Annotated in this window: 26 protein-coding genes and 3 tRNA genes; 17 read left to right on the forward strand and 12 right to left on the reverse strand. The window is 59.7% G+C overall.

Annotated features, from left to right (window positions below; all coding sequences use genetic code 11):
• Positions 1–2 precede the first annotated feature (2 nt).
• The 10 genes from cbiK to cobT are packed head-to-tail and all read left to right on the forward strand — an operon-like array spanning position 3 to position 7,892.
• Positions 3–797: a sirohydrochlorin cobaltochelatase gene (cbiK, locus tag QFI97_RS06450; protein WP_095098763.1), complete on the forward strand. Its 795-nt coding sequence runs from the start codon at positions 3–5 to the stop codon at positions 795–797.
• Positions 794–1,507 (forward strand): cobalt-factor II C(20)-methyltransferase, encoded by a 714-nt coding sequence (locus tag QFI97_RS06455; protein ID WP_346430762.1) that lies wholly within the window; start codon positions 794–796, stop codon positions 1,505–1,507. The genes cbiK and QFI97_RS06455 overlap by 4 nt, the downstream gene beginning before the upstream one ends.
• Positions 1,504–2,241, forward strand: a complete 738-nt coding sequence (gene cbiM / locus QFI97_RS06460) for a cobalt ECF transporter S component CbiM (protein ID WP_095098759.1) — start codon at positions 1,504–1,506, stop codon at positions 2,239–2,241. Before QFI97_RS06455 ends, cbiM begins: the two co-directional genes overlap by 4 nt.
• A 1-nt stretch (position 2,242) precedes the next feature.
• The gene (locus QFI97_RS06465) at positions 2,243–2,524 is read left to right on the forward strand and encodes an energy-coupling factor ABC transporter substrate-binding protein (RefSeq protein WP_095098756.1); all 282 of its coding nucleotides are present in this window, start codon (positions 2,243–2,245) and stop codon (positions 2,522–2,524) included.
• On the forward strand, positions 2,511–3,188 hold the full coding sequence (locus QFI97_RS06470; RefSeq protein ID WP_346430861.1) for an energy-coupling factor ABC transporter transmembrane protein: 678 nt from the start codon (positions 2,511–2,513) through the stop codon (positions 3,186–3,188). Before QFI97_RS06465 ends, QFI97_RS06470 begins: the two co-directional genes overlap by 14 nt.
• An 8-nt stretch (positions 3,189–3,196) precedes the next feature.
• A complete protein-coding gene (locus tag QFI97_RS06475; RefSeq protein ID WP_095098750.1) occupies positions 3,197–4,012 on the forward strand; it encodes an energy-coupling factor ABC transporter ATP-binding protein in 816 nt (271 codons plus the stop codon).
• Positions 4,009–5,532: a cobyric acid synthase gene (locus tag QFI97_RS06480; RefSeq protein ID WP_095098747.1), complete on the forward strand. Its 1,524-nt coding sequence runs from the start codon at positions 4,009–4,011 to the stop codon at positions 5,530–5,532. Before QFI97_RS06475 ends, QFI97_RS06480 begins: the two co-directional genes overlap by 4 nt.
• Positions 5,526–6,071: a bifunctional adenosylcobinamide kinase/adenosylcobinamide-phosphate guanylyltransferase gene (gene cobU, locus QFI97_RS06485; protein ID WP_346430763.1), complete on the forward strand. Its 546-nt coding sequence runs from the start codon at positions 5,526–5,528 to the stop codon at positions 6,069–6,071. The genes QFI97_RS06480 and cobU overlap by 7 nt, the downstream gene beginning before the upstream one ends.
• A complete protein-coding gene (gene cobS, locus QFI97_RS06490) occupies positions 6,068–6,811 on the forward strand; it encodes an adenosylcobinamide-GDP ribazoletransferase (protein WP_346430764.1) in 744 nt (247 codons plus the stop codon). The genes cobU and cobS overlap by 4 nt, the downstream gene beginning before the upstream one ends.
• Positions 6,812–6,836: 25 nt before the next feature.
• Positions 6,837–7,892 (forward strand): nicotinate-nucleotide--dimethylbenzimidazole phosphoribosyltransferase, encoded by a 1,056-nt coding sequence (gene cobT / locus QFI97_RS06495; RefSeq protein ID WP_095098737.1) that lies wholly within the window; start codon positions 6,837–6,839, stop codon positions 7,890–7,892.
• Between the two features lie 57 nt (positions 7,893–7,949).
• On the opposite strand, the gene QFI97_RS06500 is transcribed toward cobT, so the two are convergent.
• The 3 genes from QFI97_RS06500 to QFI97_RS06510 all read right to left on the reverse strand — a co-directional run bounded on the left by QFI97_RS06500 (position 7,950) and on the right by QFI97_RS06510 (position 8,273).
• A tRNA-Met gene (locus QFI97_RS06500) sits at positions 7,950–8,026 on the reverse strand.
• A gap of 45 nt (positions 8,027–8,071) precedes the next feature.
• A tRNA-Met gene (locus QFI97_RS06505) sits at positions 8,072–8,148 on the reverse strand.
• 48 nt (positions 8,149–8,196) lie between these two features.
• A tRNA-Met gene (locus QFI97_RS06510) sits at positions 8,197–8,273 on the reverse strand.
• Positions 8,274–8,487: 214 nt separating this feature from the next.
• On the opposite strand from QFI97_RS06510, the gene mltA reads away from it, so the two are divergent.
• Positions 8,488–9,585: a murein transglycosylase A gene (gene mltA / locus QFI97_RS06515; protein ID WP_095098734.1), complete on the forward strand. Its 1,098-nt coding sequence runs from the start codon at positions 8,488–8,490 to the stop codon at positions 9,583–9,585.
• 68 nt (positions 9,586–9,653) lie between these two features.
• On the forward strand, positions 9,654–10,460 hold the full coding sequence (gene tcdA, locus QFI97_RS06520) for a tRNA cyclic N6-threonylcarbamoyladenosine(37) synthase TcdA (RefSeq protein WP_133600437.1): 807 nt from the start codon (positions 9,654–9,656) through the stop codon (positions 10,458–10,460).
• Positions 10,461–10,479: 19 nt separating this feature from the next.
• Here tcdA and csdE read toward each other — a convergent pair whose 3' ends face one another.
• A complete protein-coding gene (csdE, locus tag QFI97_RS06525; protein WP_346430765.1) occupies positions 10,480–10,920 on the reverse strand; it encodes a cysteine desulfurase sulfur acceptor subunit CsdE in 441 nt (146 codons plus the stop codon).
• Positions 10,920–12,125: a cysteine desulfurase CsdA gene (gene csdA / locus QFI97_RS06530; protein WP_346430766.1), complete on the reverse strand. Its 1,206-nt coding sequence runs from the start codon at positions 12,123–12,125 to the stop codon at positions 10,920–10,922. The genes csdE and csdA overlap by 1 nt, the downstream gene beginning before the upstream one ends.
• A gap of 434 nt (positions 12,126–12,559) precedes the next feature.
• Between csdA and gcvA the strand changes: the two genes are divergently transcribed.
• The 3 genes from gcvA to rlmM are packed head-to-tail and all read left to right on the forward strand — an operon-like array spanning position 12,560 to position 14,985.
• A complete protein-coding gene (gene gcvA, locus QFI97_RS06535) occupies positions 12,560–13,477 on the forward strand; it encodes a glycine cleavage system transcriptional regulator GcvA (RefSeq protein WP_041147012.1) in 918 nt (305 codons plus the stop codon).
• 19 nt (positions 13,478–13,496) lie between these two features.
• Complete coding sequence (locus tag QFI97_RS06540) at positions 13,497–13,892, forward strand: DUF423 domain-containing protein (RefSeq protein ID WP_041147011.1); 396 nt, start codon at positions 13,497–13,499, stop codon at positions 13,890–13,892.
• Entirely contained in the window at positions 13,885–14,985 is a 1,101-nt protein-coding gene (gene rlmM / locus QFI97_RS06545) for a 23S rRNA (cytidine(2498)-2'-O)-methyltransferase RlmM (RefSeq protein ID WP_346430767.1), read from the forward strand. Before QFI97_RS06540 ends, rlmM begins: the two co-directional genes overlap by 8 nt.
• 63 nt (positions 14,986–15,048) lie before the next feature.
• Here the strand turns inward: rlmM and fucR are convergent, their stop codons facing one another.
• From fucR to fucP, 5 genes are read right to left on the reverse strand one after another with little or no spacing between them, the layout of a single operon-like run.
• Positions 15,049–15,765, reverse strand: a complete 717-nt coding sequence (gene fucR / locus QFI97_RS06550) for an L-fucose operon activator (protein ID WP_041147009.1) — start codon at positions 15,763–15,765, stop codon at positions 15,049–15,051.
• Positions 15,766–15,823: 58 nt separating this feature from the next.
• A complete protein-coding gene (fucU, locus tag QFI97_RS06555) occupies positions 15,824–16,246 on the reverse strand; it encodes an L-fucose mutarotase (RefSeq protein ID WP_095098716.1) in 423 nt (140 codons plus the stop codon).
• Position 16,247: 1 nt separating this feature from the next.
• On the reverse strand, positions 16,248–17,666 hold the full coding sequence (gene fucK / locus QFI97_RS06560) for an L-fuculokinase (RefSeq protein WP_346430768.1): 1,419 nt from the start codon (positions 17,664–17,666) through the stop codon (positions 16,248–16,250).
• Between the two features lie 52 nt (positions 17,667–17,718).
• On the reverse strand, positions 17,719–19,494 hold the full coding sequence (gene fucI / locus QFI97_RS06565) for an L-fucose isomerase (RefSeq protein WP_346430769.1): 1,776 nt from the start codon (positions 19,492–19,494) through the stop codon (positions 17,719–17,721).
• Between the two features lie 30 nt (positions 19,495–19,524).
• Positions 19,525–20,835: an L-fucose:H+ symporter permease gene (gene fucP, locus QFI97_RS06570; RefSeq protein WP_346430770.1), complete on the reverse strand. Its 1,311-nt coding sequence runs from the start codon at positions 20,833–20,835 to the stop codon at positions 19,525–19,527.
• A 566-nt stretch (positions 20,836–21,401) separates the two neighbouring features.
• On the opposite strand from fucP, the gene fucA reads away from it, so the two are divergent.
• Both fucA and fucO read left to right on the forward strand, forming a co-directional pair.
• Complete coding sequence (fucA, locus tag QFI97_RS06575; RefSeq protein ID WP_095098704.1) at positions 21,402–22,049, forward strand: L-fuculose-phosphate aldolase; 648 nt, start codon at positions 21,402–21,404, stop codon at positions 22,047–22,049.
• Between the two features lie 27 nt (positions 22,050–22,076).
• Positions 22,077–23,225 (forward strand): lactaldehyde reductase, encoded by a 1,149-nt coding sequence (gene fucO, locus QFI97_RS06580; protein WP_095098701.1) that lies wholly within the window; start codon positions 22,077–22,079, stop codon positions 23,223–23,225.
• 90 nt (positions 23,226–23,315) lie between these two features.
• Here the strand turns inward: fucO and xni are convergent, their stop codons facing one another.
• Together xni and QFI97_RS06590 are read right to left on the reverse strand one after the other, a co-directional pair.
• Positions 23,316–24,071 carry a flap endonuclease Xni gene (gene xni, locus QFI97_RS06585; protein WP_346430771.1) on the reverse strand — a complete coding sequence of 252 codons (756 nt, stop codon included), beginning with the start codon at positions 24,069–24,071 and terminating at the stop codon, positions 23,316–23,318.
• A 156-nt stretch (positions 24,072–24,227) separates the two neighbouring features.
• Positions 24,228–26,171: a sigma-54-dependent Fis family transcriptional regulator gene (locus QFI97_RS06590; protein WP_095098695.1), complete on the reverse strand. Its 1,944-nt coding sequence runs from the start codon at positions 26,169–26,171 to the stop codon at positions 24,228–24,230.
• Positions 26,172–26,403: the final 232 nt, after the last annotated feature.

Raw genomic sequence — 26,403 nt, forward strand, 5'->3', positions numbered from 1 at the left:
AAATGAAAAAAGCGCTTCTGGTGGTCAGTTTTGGCACCAGCTATCACGATACCTGCGAAAAAAATATTGTCGCCTGCGAGCGGGATCTGGCGGCCAGCTGCCCCGACCGCACTCCGTTTCGTGCTTTCACCTCAGGGATGATTATCCGCAAGCTCAGGCAGCGCGACGCGATCGAGATTGATACGCCGCTGCAGGCGCTACAGAGGCTGGCCGAGCAGGGCTATCAGGATGTGGCGGTTCAGTCGCTGCACATTATCAACGGCGATGAATACGAAAAAGTTGTTCGCGAGGTACAGAGCATGCGCCCGCTGTTTGCCCGCCTGACGCTGGGGACGCCGCTGTTGAGTAGCCACCGCGATTATGCGCAGCTGATGCCGGCGCTGCTCCAGCAGATGCCGAAGCTGGCGGCGAGTGAAAAGGTGGTGTTTATGGGCCACGGCGCCAGCCATCACGCCTTCGCCGCCTACGCCTGTCTCGACCATATGATGACGGCGCAGCGCTTTCCGGCCCGGGTTGGCGCGGTGGAGAGCTATCCGGAAGTCGATGTCCTTATTGAAAGCCTGCGCCAGGAGGGGGTCACCGCCGTGCATCTGATGCCCCTGATGCTGGTGGCTGGCGATCATGCCATCAACGACATGGCTTCTGACGAAGAGGACTCGTGGAAAACGCGGTTCAATGCCGCCGGTATTCCGGCCACGCCGTGGCTTAGCGGGTTGGGAGAAAACCCGGCGGTGCGCGCGATGTTCGTCGCCCACCTGCAGCAAGCGCTGAATCTGGCGATGGAGGAGGCGGCATGAGCGGCAAACTGTACGCCTTGAGCACCGGGCCGGGAGCTGCCGATCTGATCACCGTTCGCGCGTCGCGCATTCTCGGCAAGCTGGATATCCTCTACGCCCCGGCCGGGCGCAAAGGCGGAGACAGCCTTGCGCTGTCGATCGTCCGGGAATACCTCGGCGAACAAACCGAAGTGCGCTGCTGCCATTTCCCCATGAGCGCCGACAGCGCTGAGAAAGAGTCCGTCTGGAACGACGTAGCCGCCGTCCTGGTTCAGGAAGTCGAGGCGGGTAAGCAGGTCGGATTTATTACCCTTGGCGACGCCATGCTGTTTAGCACCTGGGTCTTCCTGCTCCAGCGAATCGGCAGTCGGGAATGGCTGGAAATTGTTCCCGGCGTAACCTCATTTGCCGCCATCGCCGCCCGTTCGCAAACGCCGCTGGCTATGGAGCAGCAGTCGCTGGCCGTTGTCTCCTGCACCGCGCCGGAAGCGGAGATCGAGCGGGCGCTACGGCAGCACGATAGCCTGGTATTGATGAAGGTATACGGCCGCTTTGCGCAAATCAAAGCGCTGCTGATCGGGACCGGCCTGCTGGATTCGGCGCTGATGATGTCCGAGGCCACGCTGCCGGGAGAACGGTGCTGGCGCCGCCTGAGCGACGTGAGCGACGACCAGCCGCTGCCTTATTTCTCGACCATTTTGGTCAACAAACAGTGGGAGTATGCGGAATGAAACTTGAACAACAGCTAAAACAGCTGTCTTTCAGCGGACTGGCTGCGGCGCTATTGCTGATGATTGTCCCTGAGAAGGCGTTTGCGATGCACATTATGGAGGGTTTCCTGCCGCCGATGTGGGCGCTGGCGTGGTGGCTGCTGTTTTTACCCTGCCTGTGGTACGGGCTGGTGCGCCTGCGCCGTATCGTCCAGCAGGACCATAATCAGAAGGTGCTGCTGGCCCTGTGCGGCGCGTTTATTTTCGTTCTGTCAGCGCTAAAAATTCCGTCGGTGACCGGCAGCTGCTCGCATCCGACCGGCGTTGGCCTGGCGGTGATTCTCTTTGGGCCGGGCGTGGTGGCGATCCTTGGGGCTATCGTCCTGCTGTTCCAGGCGCTGCTGCTGGCGCACGGCGGGCTGACGACGCTGGGCGCTAACGGTATGTCGATGGCGGTGATTGGGCCGGTCGTCGGCTACCTGGTGTGGAAGCTGGCCTGCCGCGCCGGGTTCCGTCGCGACGTCTGCGTCTTTCTTTGCGCCATGCTGGCGGATCTGGTGACCTATTTTGTCACCTCGGTCCAACTGGGGGTGGCGTTCCCGGACCCCGCCACGGGCGCGACCGGCTCGATCGTCAAGTTCATGGGGATCTTCTGCCTGACGCAGATCCCGATCGCCATCGCCGAAGGGCTGTTAACCGTGATGATCTACGACCAGTTGACCAAACGTCAGCTGATTACCGCACAAGGACATTAAAATGAAAAAGATGCTGATACTGTTGGCGATGGTGGTTGCGCTGGTGATCCTGCCGTTCTTTATCGATCATGGCGGCGAGTTCGGCGGCTCGGACGGCGAGGCCGAGAGCCAGATTCAGGTTGTCGCTCCGCACTATGAGCCCTGGTTCCAGCCGCTGTATGAGCCGGCAAGCGGTGAAATTGAAAGCCTGCTGTTTACGCTGCAGGGGTCGCTGGGCGCGGCGGTCATTTTCTACATTTTAGGCTATAGCAAAGGCAGACAGCGCCGTGATGACCGGGTTTGACAGGTTAAGCTATCAAAGCCGCTGGTTCCACGTTGCGCCTGAACGTAAGTTCTTGTTTTGGCTCCTTATGATGGTGCTGGCCTTTACCCTGCCTCCGCTGGGACAGGGTATTGAACTGCTGCTTATCGCCGGGCTGACCTGCCGGCTGCTGCGGGTCACCTTCTGGCGCTGGTGCCGCTGGATTGCCCTGCCGTTTGGCTTTTTAGCCGTAGGGGTCGTGACGATTTTGTTCAGCGTAAGCCGCGATCCGCAGACCCTGCTGGTGAGCCTGCCGCTGGGAGACTACTGGCTGGGGATCGCCGCCTCCGGGCTGAACACCGCCAATGAAACCTTCTGGCGCAGCCTCGCCGCGCTGGCGTCAACGCTGTGGCTGGTGCTGAACCTACCGTTTCCCCAGCTGATTGTGCTGCTTAAGCGGGCGCGGGTACCGCGGCTGCTGACCGAGCAAATCCTGCTGACCTGGCGCTTTATTTTTATTTTGTTTGATGAGGCGCTGGCCATTCATCGCGCGCAGACGCTGCGCTTTGGCTACCGTAGCCTGCCGCAGGGCTATCGCTCGCTGGCAATGCTGGTCGGGTTGCTGTTTACCCGCGTGCTCATTCGCTATCAGCAAATGAGCGCCACGCTGGATATAAAATTGTATCAGGGTGATTTTCACCTCTAAGGAAAAGCATGCTTGCCACGACAGATCTCTGGTTCCGTTATCAGGATGAACAGGTACTCAAGGGGCTGACGCTGGATTTTTCCCAACATTCCGTGACCGGCCTGGTGGGCGCGAACGGCTGCGGAAAATCGACGTTGTTTATGAACCTGAGCGGCCTGCTGCGGCCGCAAAAAGGGGCGGTGTTGTGGCAAGGAAAGCCGCTGGAGTATAGCAAGCGGGCGTTGCTGGCGCTGCGCCAGCAGGTCGCCACCGTTTTTCAGGATCCGGAACAGCAAATTTTCTATACCGATATCGATAGCGACATCGCCTTTAGCCTGCGTAATTTAGGCGTGGCGGAAGCCGAGATTGCCCGGCGCGTGGACGATGCGCTCACGCTGGTCGATGCCCGGCATTTTCGCCATCAGCCGATTCAGTGCCTGAGCCACGGGCAGAAAAAGCGGGTGGCGATTGCCGGAGCCCTGGTGCTGCAGGCGCGCTATCTTCTGCTGGATGAGCCTACGGCGGGCCTCGATCCCGCCGGGCGGACGCAGATGATCGCCATCATTAAGCGGATCGTCGCCCAGGGAAACCATGTGGTGATCTCCAGCCACGATATCGATCTGATTTATGAAGTGAGCGATGTCGTGTATGTTCTGCGCCGCGGGGAAGTGCTGGCGTACGATGAGCCGGGGGCCGTTTTTTCCCGTACGGAGCTGATTGCCGAGGCCGGGTTAACCCAGCCGTGGCTGGTGAAGCTGCATGCCCGGCTAGGGCTGCCGCTGTGTAAAACAGAAGATGAGTTTTTCATACGAATGCGACAGAACGCGATAAAGGAGGCCTTATGACGCAGGCAATCATGTTGCAAGGTACGGCATCCGACGTGGGTAAAAGCGTGCTGGTGGCGGGGCTGTGCAGAATTTTTTATCAGGATGGCCTGCGTACCGCGCCGTTTAAATCGCAGAATATGGCGCTGAACTCCGGCATCACGCCGGACGGCAAAGAGATGGGGCGGGCGCAGATATTTCAGGCCGAAGCGGCGGGTATTGTCCCGGATGTGCGCATGAACCCAATACTCCTGAAGCCCACCAGCGACCGTAAAGCGCAGGTGGTGCTGATGGGGCAGGTCGCGACGGATATGGACGCGGTGAGCTACCACGAATATAAGCCGCGCCTGCGCGAGCAGATCCTGGCGGTCTATCGCAGCCTGGCGCAGGAGTATGACGTGCTGGTGCTGGAGGGCGCCGGCAGCCCGGCGGAGATCAACCTACGCGATCGCGATATCGTCAATATGGGCATGGCGGAGATGGCGCAGTGTCCGGTGATCCTCGTCGCCGACATCGACAGAGGCGGCGTGTTCGCCGCAATCTACGGAACGCTGGCGCTGCTTGAGGAGCAGGAGCGCGCCAGGGTGAAAGGGGTGATCATCAATAAATTCCGCGGCGATGCGGCGCTGCTGTACTCGGGAATCGAACAGATTGAAGCTTTGACCGGCGTTCCCGTGCTGGGGGTGATGCCGTGGCTGGAGGTCGATCTGGAAGATGAAGATAGCGTGGCGTTGCAGAAAGGGAAATATCTGAGCACCGCGAAGCGGGAGATCGACATTGCGGTCGTTCAGCTGCCGCATACTTCCAACTTTACCGATTTCAACGCGCTGGCGGCGCAGCCGGACGTCCGCGTGCGCTACGTTCGTTATCCCCAGGATTTGACGGCGAGCGATCTGGTGATTCTGCCCGGCAGCAAAAATACGCTGGGCGATCTGCAGTGGCTGCGCGAAAGCGGGATGGAGCAGGGCGTGCTGCAGGCGCATCAGCAGGGAATACCGGTGCTGGGGATCTGCGGCGGCTACCAGATGCTTGGCGAGACCATCATCGATGAAGTGGAGTCCGGCCTGGGAAGGTTGCCCGGCCTGGGGCTGCTCAATACCGTGACGCAGTTTGCCCGCCATAAAACCACGACGCTGGTTGAGGCGACGATGGCGGCCGCGCTCCCTGGCTGGCTGGCGGGCGCTTCCGCTCTACGCGTGCGCGGCTATGAAATTCATATGGGTGAAACGACCCGGCAAGGCGATTGCCAGCCGCTGGTGCAGCTGGAAAAAGAGGGGCGGCCGGTGGCGGACGGGGCGACGACGGACGACGGGCTGGCGTTTGGTACCTACCTGCACGGCCTGTTCGACAGCGATGATTTCACCCGCGCGCTGGTCAACGGCCTGCGTCAACGTAAAGGCCTGGAGGCGCTGGATACCACGCTCCACTACGCGCGGTATAAATCACAGCAGTTCGATATTCTGGCCGACGCAATGCGCCAACATATTGATATTGAAAAAATTTACCACATTATGCAGCAGCATCAGGAGCCATCATGCTGATTCTGGTCACCGGCGGCGCGCGCAGCGGCAAAAGCCGTCACGCCGAAGCGCTGATCGCCGGCTCACCGCAGGTTTTATATATCGCCACCTCGCAAATTTTTGATGAGGAGATGGCCGCGAGGATCCAGCACCATCGCGACGGCAGGCCGGCGCACTGGCGCACAGCCGAGCGCTGGCAGCAGCTTGATGAGCTGATTACGCCGCACAACGATCCTGCGGAAGCTATTTTGCTGGAGTGTATTACCACGATGGTGACCAACCTGCTGTTTGCGATCGGCGGCGATGCCGACCCCGACGGCTGGGACTTCGCGGCGATGGAGCGGACGATCGACGACGAGATCCGCGCGCTGATTGCGGCCTGTCAACGCTGCCCGGCGACGGTAGTGCTGGTCACCAATGAAGTCGGGATGGGGATCGTGCCGGAAAATCGTCTCGCGCGCCATTTTCGCGATATTGCCGGACGAGTTAACCAGCGTCTTGCGGCCGCGGCGGATGAGGTCTGGCTGGTGGTATCAGGTATTGGAGTCAAAATTAAATGATCAAATTATTCTGCGCAACGCTCTCTTTTATTAGCCGCCTGCCGGTGCCCGCGCGCTGGTCGCAGGGGCTGGATATTGAGCAGTACGTCCGCGGGATTGTCACTTTTCCGCTGGTCGGCGCGCTGCTGGGGCTGCTGAGCGGCGCGGTATTTATTGCGCTTCAGGCCTGGTGCGGGATCCCGCTGGCGGCGCTGTTTGCCGTGCTGGCGCTGGCGCTGCTGACCGGCGGCTTCCACCTCGACGGGCTGGCCGATACCTGCGATGGGGTGTTTTCCGCCCGACGCCGCGAACGCATGCTGGAAATTATGCGCGACAGCCGGCTAGGGACTCACGGCGGGCTGGCGCTGATTTTTGTGCTGCTGGCGAAGGTGCTGGTGGTCAGCGAACTGGCATTGCGCGGAACGCCGATGCTGGCGGCATTGGCGGCAGCCTGCGCGGTAGGGCGGGGGACCAGCGTGCTGCTGATGTACCGCCATCGCTATGCCCGGGAAGAGGGGCTGGGCAACCTGTTCATCGGTAAGGTGAGCGGGCGACAAACCTGCGTAACCCTGGGTTTAGCGGTCATTCTGGCCGCCGTGCTGTTGCCGGGCATGCGCGGAGTGGCGGCGCTGGCGGCTACCGCGGCGGTGATTTTCATTCTCGGTCAGCTCTTAAAGCGAACCCTCGGTGGGCAAACCGGCGATACGCTGGGAGCGGCGATTGAACTTGGCGAACTGATCTTCCTGCTGGCTCTGCTGTGAGCCGGCCACTACCACGAGAACTCTTATGCAGAATTTATCTTCAATACTGCGCGCCATTCCCCCTGTGGATGAGGCGGCGATGGCGGGTGCCCGGCGGCATATTGATGGCCTGCTGAAGCCGCCCGGCAGTCTTGGCCGCCTGGAAGCGCTGGCGGTACAGCTGGCGGGGATGCCGGGGCTTAACGGCGTACCGCACGTCGACAAGAAAGCGATACTGGTCATGTGCGCCGATCACGGCGTCTGGGACGAAGGCGTCGCCATCTCGCCGAAGGCGGTCACCGCCATTCAGGCGGAAAATATGACGCGCGGGACTACCGGCGTCTGCGTGTTGGCGGCGCAGGCGGGCGCGAAAGTTCACGTGATTGACGTGGGCATTGACGCCGAACCGGTTCCCGGCGTGGTGAATATGCGGGTTGCGCGCGGCTGCGGTAATATCGCCAGCGGCCCGGCGATGAGCCGTACCCAGGCCGCAGAGCTGCTGCTGGAGGTGATTCGCTATACCCGCAAGCTGGCGGAAAGCGGCGTGACGCTGTTTGGCGTCGGAGAGCTGGGAATGGCTAACACGACCCCCGCGGCGGCGATCGTTAGCGTGCTGAGCGGCAGCGATGCCGAAGAGGTGGTGGGGATTGGGGCCAACCTGCCGCTGGCAAAGGTGGGCAATAAGGTGGCGGTGGTGCGGCGGGCGATTGCCGTCAACCGGCCTGATCCGCACGACGGAATCGACGTGCTGGCAAAAATTGGCGGTTTCGATCTGGTGGGAATGGCCGGCGTGATGCTCGGGGCGGCATCCTGCGGATTGCCGGTGCTGCTGGACGGCTTTCTCTCATACTCCGCGGCGCTGGCGGCGTGCCGGTTAGCGCCGGAAATTAAGCCGTACCTGATCCCGTCGCACTATTCGGCGGAGAAGGGCGCGCGGATTGCGCTGGCGCATCTGGAGATGGAGCCGTATCTGAATATGGGGATGCGTTTAGGTGAAGGCAGCGGCGCGGCGCTGGCGATGCCGATTGTTGAGGCCGCCTGCGCCATGTATCGCGACATGGGCCAGCTGGCTGCCAGCAATATCGTCCTGCCGCAGCATTAGGCGCGTGCGCAAGGAAGCGCAGAAACAAAAAAACACCCGGAAGGGTGTTTATTGTGTTGGTTGCGGGGGCCGGATTTGAACCGACGACCTTCGGGTTATGAGCCCGACGAGCTACCAGGCTGCTCCACCCCGCGTCCGTCTTTACTCTTCATCGAGTAAACTTTGCATCAGATTTTAATTGGTTGCGGGGGCCGGATTTGAACCGACGACCTTCGGGTTATGAGCCCGACGAGCTACCAGGCTGCTCCACCCCGCGTCCGTCTTTACTCTTCCATCGAGTAAAGCTTACTTCTCTGATTTTAATTGGTTGCGGGGGCCGGATTTGAACCGACGACCTTCGGGTTATGAGCCCGACGAGCTACCAGGCTGCTCCACCCCGCGTCCGTGGATGCGCACTATACTCTGCTAACGTTTTGATGCAACCCTTTTTCAGCTAAATCGATAATTTTGTAATGAATGATGTAGAAAGAACCGTTTTTAGCACGTTTTTTAGCCGATTTTGTATTTGTGCTGCTTTATCGCATTTCAATAGCCCTGGCGGTTTGTTATCTTCCCTCATCACCAACCGGTACTAAGCAGCAAAAGAAGAGATACCATGAAAGGATGTTGGGCAAAGTATGTTGCAACCGGAGCAATGCTGGCGATGCTCGCCGGCTGTTCCTCGAAACCGACCGATCGCGGTCAGCAGTATAATGAAGGAAAGCTTACCCAGCCGTTTTCACTGGTTAACCAGCCTGATGCGGTCGGCACGCCGATTAACGCTGGCGACTTCTCCGAACAGGTCAGGCAGATCCGCAGCGCCTCTCCGCGCCTCTATAATAGCCAGAGCAACGTCTATAACTCCCTGCAGCAGTGGCTAAGCGCCGGTGGCGATACCCGCACGCTGAGCCAGTACGGGATTGACGCCTGGCAGATGCAGGGCGCCGATAGCTACGGCAACGTTCAGTTTACCGGCTACTACACCCCGGTGGTGCAGGCGCGCCACACCCGTCAGGGTGAGTTCCAGTACCCCATTTATCGCATGCCGCCGAAGCGCGGCAAGCTTCCGTCTCGCGCCAGCATCTACGCCGGTGGGCTGAGCGACAGCTATATCCTGGCCTACAGCAATTCGCTGATGGACAACTTCATTATGGATGTCCAGGGCAGCGGCTATATCGATTTTGGCGACGGCTCGCCGCTGAACTTCTTTAGCTATGCCGGGAAGAACGGCTGGTCGTATCGCAGCATCGGCAAGGTGCTTATCGATCGCGGCGAAGTGAAGAAAGAAGATATGTCGATGCAGGCGATCCGCGAATGGGGGGAAACCCATAGCGAAGCTGAAGTTCGTGCGCTGCTCGAAGAGAACCCTTCTTTTGTCTTCTTTAAACCGCAATCCTTCGCCCCGGTGAAAGGCGCCAGCGCGGTGCCGTTGATTGGCCGCGCGTCGGTCGCCTCTGACCGCAGCATTATCCCGCCGGGTACCACCCTGCTGGCGGAAGTACCGCTGCTGGATAATAAAGGCAAGTTTAACGGTCAGTATGAGCTGCGTCTGATGGTTGCCCTGGACGTCGGCGGCGCGATTAAAGGCCAGCACTTCGATATCTATCAAGGTATCGGCGCGGATGCCGGGCATCGTGCGGGCTGGTATAACCACTATGGTCGCGTCTGGGTGCTGAAAAACGCGCCGGGTGCTGGCAACGTCTTTAGCGGCTAACGCTCTTGTTTCCGCTTCCCCGGCGGCATGGGCGTGTCGGGGAAGCGGCCATTTTATTCTGAGGTTTTATGTCTGTTGTAATTAGCGACGCCTGGCGCCAGCGTTTCGGCGGTACGGCGCGTTTATATGGTGAAAAAGCGCTGCAGTGCTTTGCCGACGCGCATGTCTGCGTCGTGGGCATCGGCGGCGTCGGCTCCTGGGCTGCGGAGGCGCTGGCAAGAACCGGGATCGGCGCCATTACCCTTATCGATATGGACGACGTCTGCGTCACCAACACCAACCGGCAGATTCATGCGCTGGGCGGCAACGTCGGGCTGGCGAAAGCCGAGGTAATGGCGGAGCGTATCCGGCTGATCAACCCTGAATGTCAGGTTACGGTAATTGATGACTTTGTGACGCCGGAAAATGTGGCCGAATATATGGGCGCGGGCTTCAGCTACGTGATTGATGCTATAGATAGCGTGCGGCCGAAGGCGGCGTTAATTGCGTACTGCCGCCGCTATAAGGTGCCGCTGGTGACCACCGGCGGCGCGGGCGGGCAAATTGACCCAACGCAGATTCAGGTGGCTGACCTGGCGAAAACCATCCAGGACCCGCTGGCGGCGAAGCTGCGCGAGCGCCTGAAGGGCCAGTTCGGGGTGGTGAAAAATAGTAAGGGTAAGCTCGGCATCGACTGCGTGTTCTCGACCGAGGCGCTGGTTTATCCGCAGGCTGACGGCAGCGTATGCGCCATGAAAAGCAGCGCGGAAGGACCTAAGCGGATGGACTGCGCGTCGGGCTTTGGGGCGGCAACGATGGTTACCGCCACCTTTGGCTTTGTCGCCGTATCCCATGCGCTGAAGAAGATGCTGGCGAAAGCCGGGCGTCAGGGCTAAGCGCCGTTCTTATTCCAGGTTAAGCCTCGCGGGCTGCGGCGAGCACCGCTGCGCCCAGCGCGGCGAGTCCCTGGCCGCGAGAGGCGCTCAGCTGCGCACGCAGCCCCAGCTCATCGAACAGCGCCAGCGGATCGTGGTCCAGCAGCTCGGCGGCGCTTTTCCCCTCAACGGCGGTCAGCAGCACGGCCAGCAGGCCGCGAACGATCCGGCCTTCGCTGTCGCCGAAGAAATGCAGCCGACCGTCGCGCACGCTATACCCCAGCCAGACGCGGTTTTCACAGCCGGTAATCTCCGTCGTGCGGGCTTTCGCCTCGTCCGCCAGCGGCGGCAGCTTTTTGCCTAACAGGATCAGCTGGCGGTACTTATCTTCCCACTGGCTCAGCGGGACGAAGGTTTGCCGCAGCGTCGCTTCAGTGATGGCGGTGCCAAACGGATGGTTCTGCGGATCGGGAGTCGTCATTAGTCCACCAAAATTTCCAGAGCGCGGTCAACGGCATGCACCAGCGCGTAAACATCATCCTGGGTATTATAAGGCGCAAACGAGGCGCGCAGGGTTCCGCTGACGCCAAGCGCCGCCAGCAGCGGCTGGGCGCAGTGCTGCCCGGCGCGAAGCGCGATGCCGGACTCCGCCAGCAGCGTCACCATATCGCTGTGGTGAACGCCGGCGAAATCAAATGCCAGCAGGCTTGAGCTCTGACAGCGGAAGGAGCGAAAGCCCGGACGCTTCGTCAGCTCGTCTTCAGCCAGCGTCGCCAGGCTGCGGCTCCAGCTTTCGGCCTGGGCGATATCCGTCTCCTGCAGCCACTCCAGCGTCGCGCTCAGGCCAATGACCCCGGCGACGTTTGGCGTGCCGGCTTCCAGTCGATAGGGCACGGGCTGGGTTTTAAAACCCTCGAACGTGACTTCGGTAATCATTTTACCGCCGCCGAGCCACGGCGACATGGCGTTCAGCAGCTCGCTTTTACCGTACAGCGCGCCAATCCCCGTCGGGCCGTACAGCTTATGGCCTGAGAAGGCGTAAAAGTCGATATCCAGCGCCTGAACGTCGGCCGGGAAATGCACCGCGCCCTGCGCGCCATCGACCATCACCACCATTCCGGCTTCATGCGCGAGGCGGATCGCCAGCGCCAGGTCCGGGCAGCCGCCGGTTACGTTCGACATCTGGCCAATGGCCAGCACCCGGCTACGCGGCGTAATAAGGGAGGGCAGGCTCGCGACGTCAGGCAGGCGATCGGCGCCGATGGGCAGCTTCACCACCCGGGCGCCGGTCTGCTCCGCCACCATCAGCCAGGGAACCAGATTGGCGTGATGCTCCGCTTCGCTGACGATGATTTCGTCGCCGGGCCGCAGGCGCGGGCGAACGTAGCTTTGCGCCACCATGTTAATGGCCTCGGTGGTGCCGCGGGTCCAGACGATATCTTTGCCAGACGGCGCGTTTAGCAGCGCCGCGACGCGCTCGCGGGCGTCTTCATAACGTTCGGTCAGACGCCGGGCGGCAGCAAACTGGCTGCGGTGCACGTTGCCGGCGCTGAGGCGATAGAACCGATCGCTGGCATCGATGGCGGCCAGCGGCTTTAGCGCCGTCGCCGCGCTATCAAGGTAAACGCCGGCATCGGCCAGAGCAGGAAACTGCGCGCGAAACTGAGCGGGATTGAATGCGTTCATGGAACTCCTCGTTGCAATACGACGATCGTCGCGCAATTTATCCGTCAGGGCAAGGCTGACAAGCACGGGATAAGGAAGAGAGGGGAAATTCAGGGCAAAAAAAAGCACCGCGCATTGCGGTGCTACATTAAATCACTATGGACAGACAGGGTAAATGTACAGGAAGTGAAAAGGGGGTAGCTTAGCCACCGTGGTCCGCAAAGACAGACCAATTGCAAACACAACAACACAACATCACAACCGTAAGCCAAAAGCTTGTTGGAACACGCATTCCAAAAAAAGCTCTTCGTTCCGGCTCAGGAAGTGCGGCCACTATAGGTATTTGCTGGTAGAACCTCAACGGACAAATTATAATGTCTCAGATAAAAAAAACTAATAGGTTAACTGTTGTTTCCTGTTTGTTAAATTGCCTTAACATCTAAGCCAGAATAACCATGTCAAAGCGATTACCACCTCTGAATGCATTACGTGTTTTTGATGCAGCCGCACGTCATTTAAGCTTCACTCGCGCAGCCGATGAGCTTTTTGTGACCCAGGCCGCAGTAAGTCACCAAATCAAGTCACTAGAGGACTTTCTTGGGCTGAAGCTGTTTCGGCGGCGCAATCGATCGCTGCTGCTAACGGAAGAAGGTCAGAGCTATTTTCAGGATATTAAAGATATTTTTTCGCAGCTGACGGAAGCGACGCGTAAACTGCAGGCGCGTAGCGCAAAAGGGGCGTTAACGGTCAGCCTGTTGCCCAGTTTTGCGATTCAGTGGCTGGTCCCGCGCCTTTCAAGCTTTAACTCAGCTTATCCGGGAATCGACGTCAGAATCCAGGCCGTGGACCGTCAGGAGGATAAGCTGGCGGATGACGTTGACGTGGCGATTTTCTACGGTCGCGGCAACTGGCCGGGGCTGCGCGTCGAAAAATTGTACGCCGAGTATTTGCTGCCGGTTTGCTCCCCGGTGCTGCTGACCGGCGACAAAGCGTTGAAAACGCCTGCGGATCTGGCGCAACATACGCTATTACACGATGCTTCCCGTCGCGACTGGCAAACTTATACCCGCCAGCTGGGTCTAAGCCATATTAACGTCCAGCAGGGGCCGATTTTCAGCCACAGCGCAATGGTGCTGCAGGCGGCAATTCACGGGCAGGGGGTCGCGCTCGCCAATAACGTGATGTCCCAGTCCGAAATTGAGGCCGGCCGCCTGGTCTGTCCGTTTAATGATGTTCTGGTCAGTAAAAATGCCTTTTATCTGGTTTGTCATGACAGTCAGGCTGAACTGGGTAAAATAGCCGCCTTCCGGCAGTGGATACTGGCGAAAGCGGCGAGTGAACAAGAAAAATTTCGCTTTCGTTACGAACAATAAATGATTGTAGGGTAATAACATGACCAGCCGTTTTATGCTGATATTCGCCGCGATAAGCGGTTTTATCTTTGTTGCTCTGGGCGCCTTCGGCGCGCACGTGTTAAGCCGGTCGCTGGGCGTTGCGGAAATGGGCTGGATCCATACCGGCCTTGAGTACCAGGCCTTCCATACGCTGGCCATTTTTGGCCTGGCGGTGGCGATGCAGCGCCGCATCAGCATCTGGTTTTACTGGAGCAGCGTCTTTATGGCGCTGGGTACCGTTTTATTCAGCGGCAGCCTTTACTGCCTGGCGCTGTCGCATTTACGCCTGTGGGCGTTCGTTACGCCGGTGGGAGGCGTCAGCTTCCTCGCCGGCTGGGTCTTAATGTTAATTGGTGCAATTCGTCTGAAACGTAAGGGCGTTGTTCATGAATAAGGTTGTCCTCTATTGTCGCCCCGGGTTTGAGAAGGAGTGCGCAGCAGAAATTACCGATAAGGCATCCCGCCTTGAGGTGTTTGGTTTTGCCCGCCTTAAAGATAACGCCGGGTACGTGGTTTTTGAATGCTATCAGATGGAAGATGGCGACAAGCTGGCGCGCGAGCTGCCGTTCAGCTCGCTGGTTTTTGCCCGCCAGATGTTTGTGGTGGGCGAGCTGCTTCGCGACCTGCCGCCGGAAGATCGCATCACGCCGATTGTCGGCATGCTGCAGGGCGTGGTGGAGAAGGGCGGCGACCTGCGGGTGGAAGTTGCCGATACCAATGAAAGCAAAGAGCTGATGAAGTTCTGCCGTAAGTTTACGGTTCCGCTGCGCGCTGCCCTGCGTGAAGCGGGCGTGCTGACCAGCTACGAAACGTCGAAGCGTCCGGTGGTGCACGTGTTCTTTATCGCCCCGGGCTGCTGCTATACCGGCTACTCCTACTCCAACAACAACTCTCCGTTCTATATGGGGATCCCGCGGCTTAAATTCCCTGCCGATGCGCCGAGCCGCTCTACGCTTAAGCTGGAGGAGGCGTTCCACGTCTTTATCCCGGCCGATGAGTGGGACGAGCGCCTGGGCAACGGCATGTATGCGGTGGATCTTGGCGCCTGTCCCGGCGGCTGGACCTATCAGCTGGTGAAACGCAACATGTGGGTTTCGTCGGTCGATAACGGCCCGATGGCGCAGAGCCTGATGGATACCGGGCAGGTGACCTGGCTGCGCGAAGACGGCTTCCGCTACCGTCCGACCCGTAACAACATCTCGTGGATGGTGTGCGACATGGTGGAAAAGCCGGCTAAGGTTGCGGCGCTGATGGCGCAGTGGCTGGTCAACGGCTGGTGCCGCGAGACTATCTTCAACCTGAAGCTGCCGATGAAAAAGCGCTATGAAGAGCTGTCGCGCAATCTGGCCTACATCCAGGAGCAGCTGGATGAGCACGGCATTAACGCGCAGATTCAGGCGCGCCAGCTGTATCACGATCGCGAAGAAGTGACCGTTCATATTCGCCGCCTGTGGGCTGCGGTTGGCGGTCGTCGCGACGAACGCTAATTTGTCGTCGTATCCCGGATAGCGGCGCCGTTATCCGGGCTCTCTTCTCCCTTCTCCTGCCGGCTATTTCGCCGCGATGGGCTCATCAGAAATGATGTGCGTCACGTCATCGAGATGGCCAATGCTGGCCTCGCCCGAGCGATTAAACTTACTCTTATCGATCAGCAGTAAAGACTGCGCCGCGCGCTTGAGCAGCAGGGATTTGAACTCGGCGTTAACCGTATTTGAATCCCAAAGCGCGCCGTTGCTATCGATGCCTTCGCAGGAAAAAACGAACAGATCGATCTCCAGGGACCTGAGCTGCGGGATAAGCGAAGCGCTCACGTAGCAGCCGTATTTACGCTGCAGGGTGCCGCCCGAGCAGGTGAGCTGGATGTGCTCGCGCTTGCTGAGCTCCTGGCAGATGGGCTGGCTGTTGGTAAACACGTGAAGGTTGACGTCGGGGAGCTGACGGGCCAGATACCAGCAGGTGGAGCTGGCATCGAGGGCGATAACCATCCCTTCTTCTATCCAGGCAAGGGCCTCGCGGGCGATATCGGCTTTGTGGGCATAGTGGCTTTTGAGGCGGATATGAAACGGATCGCCGCTGTCCTGGCTCTGTCGGTGGATGATCTTGACGCGTCCGTGGTTACGCAGCACTTTGCCCTGCGACTGCAGTTCGCTGAGGTCGCGACGAATCGTCTCTTTACTGACCGCGAGCTGCAGCGATAGGGCTTCAGTCGTCAGGCTGCTATGGTTGATCAGCAGGTCTATGATCGCCTGCTGGCGTGCCGCTTTCATTTTCTCTCACCCTGTCAGTCAATAAACGCCCGCATCAGGCGGGCGCTCCGGCATGAGATTACGGCGTTACTCCTTTTTTTAAAAGAATATTCCCGTACTTCGCGCGCTCCCCTGTGATAACGATCGCAAAGGCTTTTTGCGCCCGCTCGTAGAACGCAAAGCGATCGATGCGGGTGATTTCCGGACAGGGCGACTCCCGGGAGAGCGCATCGCGATAGCGTTGCTCAACGCCGGGATCGAGCGCGTCGCCCGCCACCGCCGCCATCATCACCAGCGGCGGCGCGTAGCCGTCGAGTTCAAACAGCGGAGCGATCGCCTGCAGGAGGTCGCTGACCTGCAGGCCGTCGGCGCGAATGACCTGCGGCCCCATACTGTGGGCCGGGAAGTGGGCGTCGGAAAAAATAATTTCATCCCCGTGGCCCATCTCGGCCAGGATCTTAAGCAGCTCGGGGGAGATGAGTGGCGAGATCGTTTTTAGCATGTCATACCTCATCTATCAGTTCAGGTTCGGTTTGTGGATAAAAGTAGCGGTACTGGTAGCGCACCTCGGCTCTGGCCTGCTCCGGGCTGGCAAACTCGCCCGCGCCAAACCAGCCGTACATCGCCGCGCCGGCAACGGTCGTTTCAGCGTCGTCCAGAACCTTAACCGGCATATCGAGCGCGTTGGCTTTTATTTGATTCCACAGCGCGTTGCGGCTGCCGCCGCCCACCAGCAGAAGTTCGCTGGCCTTAAAGCCGCCGATTTTCTCCAGGGTGCGCAGGTGGCTCTGCAGCTGGGCGGTTAAGCCCTCCAGCGCGGCGCGATAAAAGTGCGCGCGGGTGGTATTCAGCGTTACGCCCTGCCAGCCTGCGTCTTGACAGGCCAGCAGATCGCACTGCATCTTCACGCCTTCGGCGCCGGCGGGAATGAGGCGCGCTTCCTCAATCAGCGTTTGCCACGGCGTCTCCGGCGTCCATAGCAGCTGGCGCACCCACTCCAGCACGCCGGACGCCAGCCACTGCATCCCGGGGTTGGTCAGTCCGGGCTGGCTGTCCAGCTCGCAGGTTGAGCCGGGGTACTGACTCAGCAGCGGGGTGTTAACCTCGGCGCTGCGCACCATCAGAATTTCCCAGGTGCCGGACGAGAGTACCGGTTCATTCTGCTGCGCTCCGGCGCCAAACAGCGCAAACTGCGTATCGTGCCCGGCGGAGAATACCGGTATCCCCGCGGGGAGCTGCAGCAGCGCGGCGGCATCGGGCTGGAGGGTGCCGATCTTCTCTCCCGCTTCCACCAGCGTAGGGAACAGCCGGCGCGGGATCCCCGCGGCCTGCAGGATCTCGGGGCTAAACTCCCGCCGGTGAATATCCAGCATCTGGCCGGTACCCGCCATAGTGATATCGGTGGTGAATTCGCCGGTTAAGCGGTGGTTGATAAGCGATGAGATAAACAGCCAGGCATGCGCCTTTTCCAGCAGCTGCGGGTGGTTCTCTTTCAGCCACACCAGCTTATATAAGGTATTGAAGCTGAAGGCCCCGACGCCGGAGATTTCCTGCAGCCGCTGCGCCGGCATTATTCGACCGATGTCGTGCATCACCGCCGCGGTGCGCGGGCATTTCCAGCTGATCGTCGGGTAGAGCAGGGCGCCGCGCTCATCGACCAGCGCGCCGTCCACGCCAAAGGTGGTGACCGTAATACCGCGAATGCGGCAGGCGGCGAGCTCCGCCGCGAGCGTCTGACAGCAGCTGGCGAAGCGCTGCAGGATCGCTTCGAGAGACCACTGGTGCCACGCGCCGTTTTCCGCAGCGGCATCGCTGGCGTTGGGGGTCGATGCGCGGGCGACAATCTTCCCCTGCCGATCGACAGCGATGGCCCGGACGTTGGTTGCCCCGCAGTCGAGGACCAGAATAACGTCTTGTTTCATCATTGCTCCTGAAACAAAAAAAGCCCTTTCGCGATGAAAGGGCGGAAACGTATTAACGTTTGTACAGCGGGCCATAGTTCTGGCAGGCGCGGTAGTCCTGACCTTCAGTATCCATACCGTGCGCAGACCAGGTTGAAGGGCGATAGATTTTCGCCTCTTCCACGTTATGCATGCAGACCGGAATACGCAGCATGGAGGCGAGGGTGATAAAGTCCGCGCCGACGTGGCCAATGGTCAGCACGCCGTGGTTTGCCCCCCAGTTCGCCATCACCGAATAGACGTCGGAGAACGGGCCCTTGCCGGTCAGACGCGGCACAAACCAGGTGGTTGGCCAGGTGGAGTTGGTGCGAGCGTCCAGCTGGTCGTGCATCTCTTTCGGCAGCTCGACGCTCCAGCCTTCGGCGATTTGCAGGACCGGCCCGAGGCCTTTAATGATGTTCACCCGGGTCATGGTAAAGGGGACGCCGCCTTCGGTGAGGAAGCGCGAGGAGAAGCCGCCGCCGCGGAAATACTCGTGGATCGCCGGGCACCACTCGGTGGCCGCGAGGCAGGCGTCGGCCTCCTGCTGCGAGATTTCCCAGTGCGGTTTCATGGTCGGATTGCCCTCGGCATCGCGCTGTTTACAGGAGCCGTCCAGCGCCGCGGAACCGGAGTTGATCAGGTGGATAATGCCGTGTTCCGCCAGCCCGGTAAGCGGCTGGCCCGTCACCCGTTCGACCGCATCCGGCGACCAGTAGGTCCGGACGTCGGCAAATACCTGGGCGGTGCCGGTGAGCTGATGGCCCAGCAGCATTGCCACCCCGTTAAGGCTGTCATTTTCGGTCGCGACAACCAGCGGCTCGCGCACCCCGTTCCAGTCAAACGAGCTGTTCAGCAGCGCCTCGGCGGTATCGCCGTTCGGGTATTGATCGGTCCAGTGGCGCTGGCCCTGAAAACCGGCGGCAATGGCGTTATAGCCCAGCGACTCTTCTACCAGGCCCTTCTCCGCCAGCTTCGCGTTGCCCTGCATCATGTCGCGGATACAGATCGCCATCAGCAGGCTCTCTTTCAGGACGGCCCGGCTCTGCTCCGCATTGCGTTTGTACTGCCTGGCGTTCTGATCCTCACCGTAGCGGAAGTTTTTATCCGCCCACGCCAGCGCCATTTCCAGCTCCACCTCATCATAGATTTTCTGGTCGATGCGCCGACGCAGCTCGGTCATATCGACTGCCTGCACCTTCATGCCTAGCCAGGATTCGAAGAAGTTATGATCGACGATGGAGCCGGCAATCCCCATGGATACGCCGCCGACGGAGAGGTAGCTTTTGCCCTTCATGGCGGCAACCGCCAGCCCGGCGCGGGCGAAGCGCAGCAGCTTTTCTTCGACGTCCGCAGGGATCGAGCTGTCGTCCGCGTCCTGAACGTCGTGACCATAGATCGAGAAGGCCGGAATGCCCTTCTGGCTGTGGGCGGCCAGCGCGGCGGCGAGATAGACCGCTCCCGGACGCTCGGTGCCGTTGAAGCCCCAGATGGCTTTCGGGCGCATCGGGTCCATATCGATGGTTTCGCTGCCGTAGCACCAGCAGGGGGTGACGGTAATGGTCACGCCGACGTTGTGGCGACTAAATTTCTCTTCGCAGGCCGCCGACTCCGCCATACCGGCGATGCAGGTATCCGCAATGACGCACTCGATCTGCGCGCCGCAGGCGTGGCGAAGCTTCTCGCCGATCAGCGCGGCGGTGGCCTGCGCCATATTCATGGTTTGCTCTTCCAGCGATTCGCGTACGCCCATGCGACGTCCGTCAATGACCGGGCGAATGCCTATTTTCGGTAAGCTGATTTTTTTCATTCCAGACTCCTCACGTTATTCGGAAAATGTTCAGTTTGTTGCCGTTTGTGAACGGAAACGGGCAAAAATAAAGATGATGGCGAAGCATAGCGTCGGGACCAGTTCGGCGGTCGGAATATTGCCCGCCGCATCGCTGACAAATCCCATTACCGGCGTGACGATCCCGCCGCCGATAATGGTCATGACGATAAACGACGAACCGTATTTGGTGTCCTGCCCCAGATTTTTGATCCCCAGAGAGAAAATGGTGGGGTACTGAATCGACATAAACGCGCTGCACAGGGTTAGCGCCAGCAGGCCGATATGCCCGCCGCTGAGCGCGGAAATCAGGCACAGCGCCATCGACAGCAGGGCGTAGGCGGCGAGCACTTTATGCGGGGCAAAGCGGCTGATGAGCCAGGTGCCGCTAAAGCGGCCGATGAAGAAGCAGACCATAGTGCCGGTCAGGTAGTTCGCGGCGAAGCCGGGCGTCATGCCGGGGATCTCTTCGATAGCATAGCGAATTAAATAGCTCCAGCAGGCCGTTTGCGCGCCAACGTAGCAGAACTGCGCCAGAACCGCCCAGCGCCAGTGGCGAATGCGCACCAGCCTGGAGAAGGAGGCGGTCAAAGAGCTCTGGGCGCTATCTCCGTGGTCGTCGCTTTGCAGAGAAGGGAACTTTGTCAGCGCGATCAGCACGGCAACCAGCAGCACGATCGCCACGATAATCATATATGGCGTCTGAACCGATAACACCAGGCTGTGCTTATAGGCGCTGAGCTGCTCGGGCGCCATTTTATCGAGCACTTCCTGAGATTGATGCGGCACGTTAGACAAAATAAGACTTTGCCCAAAGACGACGGCAATAATGGCGCCAAAGGAGTTAAAGGTTTGTGCCAGGTTGAGGCGGAAATGACCGCCGCTTTCCGGGCCAAGGACCGTAACGAAAGGGTTAGCGGCGGTTTCAAGACATCCCAGACCGGCGGCAATAATAAAAAGGCCAATCAGGAATAAAGTGTAATTCATTATTTCCGCAGCTGGCCAGAATAAGGCGGCGCCGAACGCGTAAAGGAATAGCCCGGTAATTATCCCGGCTTTATAGCTGAGCTTTTTCATCAGGATCCCGGCGGGAACGGGAATGACGAAGTAGCCAAAATAAAATGCTGATTGAATCAGCCCGGCCTGAAAATTAGTTAAGGTAAAAGCCTGCTGGAATTGCGGCAGCAAAATGTCATTTAAATTATTGGCAACGGCCCAAAGGAAAAATAGCGAGCACAGCAGGGCGAATGGAATAATATAGCGCTTACTTTGGCCGACATCTATCGCACGAAAACTCTGCGTTTGTATTGTTGTGTTTCCCATAGCATCCTCATCAGTTCAGAAGCGTGTCCAGCATCTTTAGAGTGCGGCTGGCAACTCTCTCCAGCCGGCAAAACAAGGTGAGTTCCGATTAAGCGGCAGCGAATAAAATGCTCTCATGGATGAACTCATGAATTCATTTTCAAATAAACAACGCCTTTTAATATGATGGCGGTCACATTTGGCCCGAAGACTATGGCTTTATGTGATTAGCATCACTTTAATTTATCTAAAACGATGACCGTTTGAGATTATTTAATTTAAAAGCCACAGCGGCGCTGCCCGATTTAATTTATTGCGGCGCAAACGGGCAATTGTTAAAGGCGGAGGGGAATGCCCGTTTTAAAAAAGAAAAATAATAACGGGCAGTTTTCTTCGGTGAAAATAACCGGTGCTTTATTTATTCGCGGAGATTAATTGATGGCGGTCACAGAATACGCTGATGTCAATTCCATTCTGGTTATTCAATATGATGATGGTAAGTAAATATCCAATTAATTCGACAGAGCCGGGATGATGTTAAGTGAGGATTCTGTTGGTCTGTTTTGAAACGCTGAGAGAGGTAAAGAATGGAACGAAATACGCTGGCGCGGCAGATTATTGATACCTGCCTGGAAATGACCCGGCTGGGGCTGAATCAGGGGACCGCAGGCAACGTGAGCGTGCGCTATGAAGGCGGCATGCTGATTACGCCGACGGGCATCCCGTACGAAAAGCTCACCGAATCCCACATCGTATGGATTGACGCCAACGGCCAGCATGAGCAGGGCAAGCTGCCGTCAAGCGAGTGGCGTTTTCATATGGCGGCCTACCAGACCCGCCCCGACGCGCAGGCGGTGGTCCATAACCACGCGGTGCACTGTACCGCGGTGTCGATCCTTAACCGGCCCATTCCGGCGATCCACTACATGATTGCCGCCGCCGGCGGCAACTCCATCCCCTGCGCGCCCTACGCCACCTTCGGAACGCGCGAGCTCTCCGAATATGTGGCCGTCGCGCTAAAAAACCGCAAGGCGACCCTGCTGCAGCATCACGGGCTGATTGCCTGTGAAGAGAGTCTGGAAAAAGCGCTGTGGCTGGCGCATGAGGTGGAGGTGCTGGCCCAGCTGTACCTCAGCACGCTGGCGATTATCGATCCCGTGCCGGTACTGGATGACGAAGCGATAGCCATCGTGCTGGAAAAATTCAAAACCTATGGGCTACGTATCGAAGAGTGATCCCGCACGACAAACAGGAGACGGGCAATGGCGAACAGAATGATTTTGAACGAAACGGCGTGGTTTGGCCGAGGGGCGATAGCGGCATTATCCGACGAAGTGAAGCGTCGCGGCTATCGTAAGGCGCTGATTGTCACTGATAAGACGCTGGTTCAGTGCGGCGCGGTTAGCAAGGTCACCGACAGGATGGATGCCGCCGGTCTGGCCTGGGAGATCTTTTCCGCCGTGATCCCGAATCCGACGATTGCGGTTGTACAGGAGGGGCTGCGGGTTTTTCAGCAGAGCGGGGCGGACTACCTGATCGCCATTGGCGGCGGCTCGCCGCAGGATACCTGTAAGGCGGTGGGGATTATCAGCGCTAACCCTGAGTTTGCCGACGTTCGTAGCCTGGAAGGGCTATCGGCAACCCGCGCCCCGAGCGTGCCGATTATGGCCATTCCGACCACCGCCGGAACCGCGGCGGAGGTGACGATCAACTACGTGATCACCGATGAGGAAAAGCGGCGTAAATTTGTCTGCGTCGATCCGCACGATATCCCCCAGGCGGCGTTTATCGATGCCGATATGATGGACGGGATGCCGCCGGCGCTGAAAGCCGCGACCGGCGTCGACGCGTTGACCCATGCCATCGAAGGCTACGTTACGCGGGCGGCCTGGGCGTTAACCGACGCCCTGCACCTGAAAGCGATAGAGATTATTGCCGGCGCGCTGCGCGGCTCGGTGGCCGGCGAGAGCCGGTCCGGTGAGGCGATGGCGCTGGGGCAGTATATTGCCGGGATGGGTTTTTCCAACGTCGGCCTCGGGCTGGTGCACGGCATGGCGCATCCTTTAGGCGCGTTTTACAACACGCCGCACGGCGTGGCCAACGCCATTCTGCTGCCTCACGTGATGCGCTATAACGCCGCGTACTGCGGAGGTAAGTTTGCCGATATCGCCCGGGCTATGGGCGAGAAAGTTGAAGGCAGAAGCGAAGAGGAGGTACGCCAGGCGGCGGTAGAGGCGGTGTGTAAACTCAATCGTGACGTGGGGATCCCGCCGCATCTGCGCGATGTCGGGGTACGTAAAGAGGATATTCCGGCGCTGGCGCAGGCGGCGTTTGACGACGTTTGCACCGGCGGCAACCCGCGGGAAGCCAGCCTGACGGAGATTATCGAGCTTTACCACTCCGCCTGGTAAACGCTGCCGGGGGGCAAGGGCGATGCTGGCTATCGCCCTTTCTGGCTGAACCTCGGCCGCCAGCTATACCGACTATGCCAGCGACACCGACTACGCCGTCAGCCGCAGCTGCTGCAGGTTGCCGTCGAGCTGTAAATCGGTCTGCAGGCGGGCGATTTCACGACAGGTGAACGCCATCTCTTTATGCTCTTCCAGCTTCTTGCGCCACTTCTCCGCGACCTCGTCGAGACGGGCGTAAATCCCCTCCAGATCGGTAAACTCAGTTAAGAGCTGGGCGGCGCTTTTAGGGCCGATACCCGCCACGCCCGGTACCTTCGAGCTGCTAATGCCCGCCAGGCCCCAGTAGTCAGGCAGCTGCTGCGGGGTCACGCCAAACTCTTTGGCAATAAAGGGGGCGTCCAGCCAGCGCTTCTGGAAGTAGTCGCGGATGCGAACCGTGGGCGAAAGCAGCTGGCAGTAGCCTTTATCCGTGGAGACGATGGTGGCCTGGTGCCCGGCCTGGGCCACCTTCATCGCCAGGGTGGCGGCGAGATCGTCGGCTTCGTTGCCCGCTAAGGCCCAGCAGCGTATTCCGCGCTGTTCAAACGCCGCACGGAGCGCGGGCATTTCGGCCTCCAGCGTCTCCGGCATCGGCGCGCGGCCGGCTTTATATTCCGCCAGACGCTGGTGCCGCCAGCTGTGGGCGCGATCGTCATCATCAAATACCGCCACCGCGTGCGTTGGCTGACTATGGACGATCAGCTGCTCCAGCGCGTGCAGGCAGGTGTCAACGCAGGGCGAACCCTGCACCGCGTGAATGCGGCGAATCAGATTGAGCGCGTCGACGATTAACAGATGAACGGCCACAGGTCTCTCCTTATCATTTAGCCCGGCGGATGAGCGGCCCGCCGGCCTGGCCGGGCGCCGTGCCCGACCAATGTTCTCAGAAATGTAAGGGTATCATTGCCGTGCGGAGGAGGCTATCGGCACGGGGATAATCGGGAACGCGCCTCGTAAAGCGGCCTAATCCGCGTGCAGCAGCAGGCCCAGGTCGCTATGGGCCGCTTCCCCGTACCAAACGGCTTCGCGCACGGAAACCGGTTTGCCGATCAGTCCGAGGGCATAAAAGCGGTCGGCGATGGTCTGCTGCGCGCGGATGACCTTAAGATCCATCATCCGTGGGCGATGGCTGCGCCGCGCGAGGGCGAGGGCCAGCGAATCGACGTTAATGCCTAATTCGGCGGCAAGCAGGCCGGCGGCCTCCTCGCGCCGGCGGTCGATAAACTGCCCGGTTTGCGTCAGCTCGTGCAGCAGGCGCTGCATGATGTCGCCGTTGCGATTGACGTAATCGCGGCGCGAGAGATAGAACTGATGGTTGTGTACCCGGCCCTCGCCGCTGGCGACCACCCGCAGCTCTCCGGTATGTTCGGCGTCGCTGAGCAGCGGGTCCCACATCATCCACGCGTCGACCGCCAGATAATCGCTGGCGGTGAGAGGGTACTTCGGCGGGATGTAGACCACCTTCACGTCATTCAGGCTCAGCCCGGCCTCTTCCAGAATCTGCAGCAGCAGCCAGTGCACGTTTGAGCCCTTATTCAGCGCAATACGCTTGCCGCGCAGATCGCTGAGGGCGCGGATATCGCTATGCTGCGGCACCACCATCGCCACGCTTTGCGGCGCCGGCGGCTCCCACGCGACGTACACCAGCTCGGCGTTGCTGGCCTGAGCAAAGACCGGCGGCGCTTCGCCGGTGGTGCCAAAATCGATCTCATTGCAGGCAAGGGCGTGCAGCAGCTGCGGCCCGGCGGGGAATTCGCTCCACAGCACGCTGACGCCAAGGCTGGAGAAGGCGCTCTCGAGGCTCTGCCGGGCCTTTAAAATGCCGAGGTTGCCGAAGCGCTGATAGCCGATGCGCAGCTCGCGGTCTACGGACGCGGTTTCGGCTAACCGGCGCGGAGCCGATTCCACCCGGCGGCGGCTTTTAATCATGCCGATGTTGGCCAGCTGGGTACGCAGGGTGTGGCGACTGATCCCCAGCAGCGCGGCCGCCTGGCTTTGATTGTCGTCGCAATGGGCCATAGCGCCGCGGATCAGCGCGCCGGTCATGCGCTCCCACAGCGCGTCGCCGGGCTGGGCGAGCTGCTGGTGGATAAAGTCGTCCAGCTCAATATCCGTTGCCGTCAGCGGCGCGGCGTGCAGCGTGGTCAGGCGCAGCTGTGCGGGCGTAATCTCCTCCTCTTTGCTGAGCAGAACCGCGTTATGCAGCGTGTTTTCAAGCTCGCGGATATTGCCGGGCCACGGGTAGTCCATCAGCCGGGCTAACGCCTCAGGCGCCAGATAGCGGGTTGGGCGCCCCAGCCGACGGGCGTAGAGCGATAAGAAATGATTGGCCAGCAGCGGAATATCCTGGCGGCGCTGGCGCAGCGGCGGCAGCGGGACGATGGCGATATTCAGGCGGTAATAGAGGTCTTCGCGGAAGCGGCGCTCGCGGATCGCCTGCGCCAAATCTACGTGGGTGGCGGCAATGACCCGCACGTTGACTTTAATCGCCTTGCGCGAGCCGACGCGGGTAATCTCGCGCTCCTGCAGCACGCGCAGCAGCTTCACCTGCAGCGGCAGGCTTAATTCGCCAATCTCATCGAGCAGCAGCGTGCCGCCCTCGGCGGCCTCAAACCAGCCGGGATGCCCCTGCACCGCGCCGGTAAACGCCCCCTTTTCGTGACCGAAGAGCTCCGCTTCCGCCAGGCTCTCGGTGAGCGCACCGCAGTTCACGGCGAGAAAAGGCTGCTGGCGGCGGCTGCTGTGGTGATGCAGGTAGCGGGCGACCACCTCTTTACCGGTGCCGGTTTCACCGACGATCAGCACGGTGGCCTCCGTGGGCGCCAGTTTATCCAACAGGTTCTGAAAGGCTTTTGACGCCGGATCGATCAGCACCGGGGTATCGGCTGGGGGTTCAGGATTGAGCATGGTAGTCCTCCGCTAAATAACGCCTTGAACTTATCCTCTGTCGGCGGCGGTAAACACGGGCAAACTCTGTGGTTTTGTTGCAAAAGCGGCAGCCTCGCCCCATCTGCTGGCGCATTTGCAACAGCCTGGTGGGCGCAGAATTTTATTAATTATTTGATTTTGTTGTCTTAATTTTCCTGTCCGCATTGGCACGATTATCGCTAACACTCATATAACCAAATTAAAACAACTC

It is taken from the genome of Klebsiella scottii (genome assembly GCF_036561945.1).
Classification (GTDB): domain Bacteria; phylum Pseudomonadota; class Gammaproteobacteria; order Enterobacterales; family Enterobacteriaceae; genus Klebsiella; species Klebsiella scottii.

Excerpts from the sequence above, each read along its gene's own strand:
- QFI97_RS06475 (WP_095098750.1), top strand. The coding sequence starts at position 3,197 with ATGCTTGCCACGACAGATCTCTGGTTCCGTTATCAGGATGAACAGGTA.
- QFI97_RS06455 (WP_346430762.1), top strand. The coding sequence starts at position 794 with ATGAGCGGCAAACTGTACGCCTTGAGCACCGGGCCGGGAGCTGCCGAT.
- fucA (WP_095098704.1), top strand. The coding sequence starts at position 21,402 with ATGGAACGAAATACGCTGGCGCGGCAGATTATTGATACCTGCCTGGAA.
- QFI97_RS06470 (WP_346430861.1), top strand. The coding sequence starts at position 2,511 with ATGACCGGGTTTGACAGGTTAAGCTATCAAAGCCGCTGGTTCCACGTT.
- mltA (WP_095098734.1), top strand. The coding sequence starts at position 8,488 with ATGAAAGGATGTTGGGCAAAGTATGTTGCAACCGGAGCAATGCTGGCG.
- fucP (WP_346430770.1), bottom strand. The coding sequence starts at position 20,835 with ATGGGAAACACAACAATACAAACGCAGAGTTTTCGTGCGATAGATGTC.
- tcdA (WP_133600437.1), top strand. The coding sequence starts at position 9,654 with ATGTCTGTTGTAATTAGCGACGCCTGGCGCCAGCGTTTCGGCGGTACG.
- cobS (WP_346430764.1), top strand. The coding sequence starts at position 6,068 with ATGATCAAATTATTCTGCGCAACGCTCTCTTTTATTAGCCGCCTGCCG.
- fucI (WP_346430769.1), bottom strand. The coding sequence starts at position 19,494 with ATGAAAAAAATCAGCTTACCGAAAATAGGCATTCGCCCGGTCATTGAC.
- rlmM (WP_346430767.1), top strand. The coding sequence starts at position 13,885 with ATGAATAAGGTTGTCCTCTATTGTCGCCCCGGGTTTGAGAAGGAGTGC.
- fucO (WP_095098701.1), top strand. The coding sequence starts at position 22,077 with ATGGCGAACAGAATGATTTTGAACGAAACGGCGTGGTTTGGCCGAGGG.
- csdE (WP_346430765.1), bottom strand. The coding sequence starts at position 10,920 with ATGACGACTCCCGATCCGCAGAACCATCCGTTTGGCACCGCCATCACT.
- QFI97_RS06480 (WP_095098747.1), top strand. The coding sequence starts at position 4,009 with ATGACGCAGGCAATCATGTTGCAAGGTACGGCATCCGACGTGGGTAAA.
- cobT (WP_095098737.1), top strand. The coding sequence starts at position 6,837 with ATGCAGAATTTATCTTCAATACTGCGCGCCATTCCCCCTGTGGATGAG.
- QFI97_RS06465 (WP_095098756.1), top strand. The coding sequence starts at position 2,243 with ATGAAAAAGATGCTGATACTGTTGGCGATGGTGGTTGCGCTGGTGATC.
- fucU (WP_095098716.1), bottom strand. The coding sequence starts at position 16,246 with ATGCTAAAAACGATCTCGCCACTCATCTCCCCCGAGCTGCTTAAGATC.
- QFI97_RS06540 (WP_041147011.1), top strand. The coding sequence starts at position 13,497 with ATGACCAGCCGTTTTATGCTGATATTCGCCGCGATAAGCGGTTTTATC.
- gcvA (WP_041147012.1), top strand. The coding sequence starts at position 12,560 with ATGTCAAAGCGATTACCACCTCTGAATGCATTACGTGTTTTTGATGCA.
- fucK (WP_346430768.1), bottom strand. The coding sequence starts at position 17,666 with ATGAAACAAGACGTTATTCTGGTCCTCGACTGCGGGGCAACCAACGTC.
- fucR (WP_041147009.1), bottom strand. The coding sequence starts at position 15,765 with ATGAAAGCGGCACGCCAGCAGGCGATCATAGACCTGCTGATCAACCAT.
- cbiM (WP_095098759.1), top strand. The coding sequence starts at position 1,504 with ATGAAACTTGAACAACAGCTAAAACAGCTGTCTTTCAGCGGACTGGCT.
- csdA (WP_346430766.1), bottom strand. The coding sequence starts at position 12,125 with ATGAACGCATTCAATCCCGCTCAGTTTCGCGCGCAGTTTCCTGCTCTG.
- cbiK (WP_095098763.1), top strand. The coding sequence starts at position 3 with ATGAAAAAAGCGCTTCTGGTGGTCAGTTTTGGCACCAGCTATCACGAT.
- cobU (WP_346430763.1), top strand. The coding sequence starts at position 5,526 with ATGCTGATTCTGGTCACCGGCGGCGCGCGCAGCGGCAAAAGCCGTCAC.
- QFI97_RS06590 (WP_095098695.1), bottom strand. The coding sequence starts at position 26,171 with ATGCTCAATCCTGAACCCCCAGCCGATACCCCGGTGCTGATCGATCCG.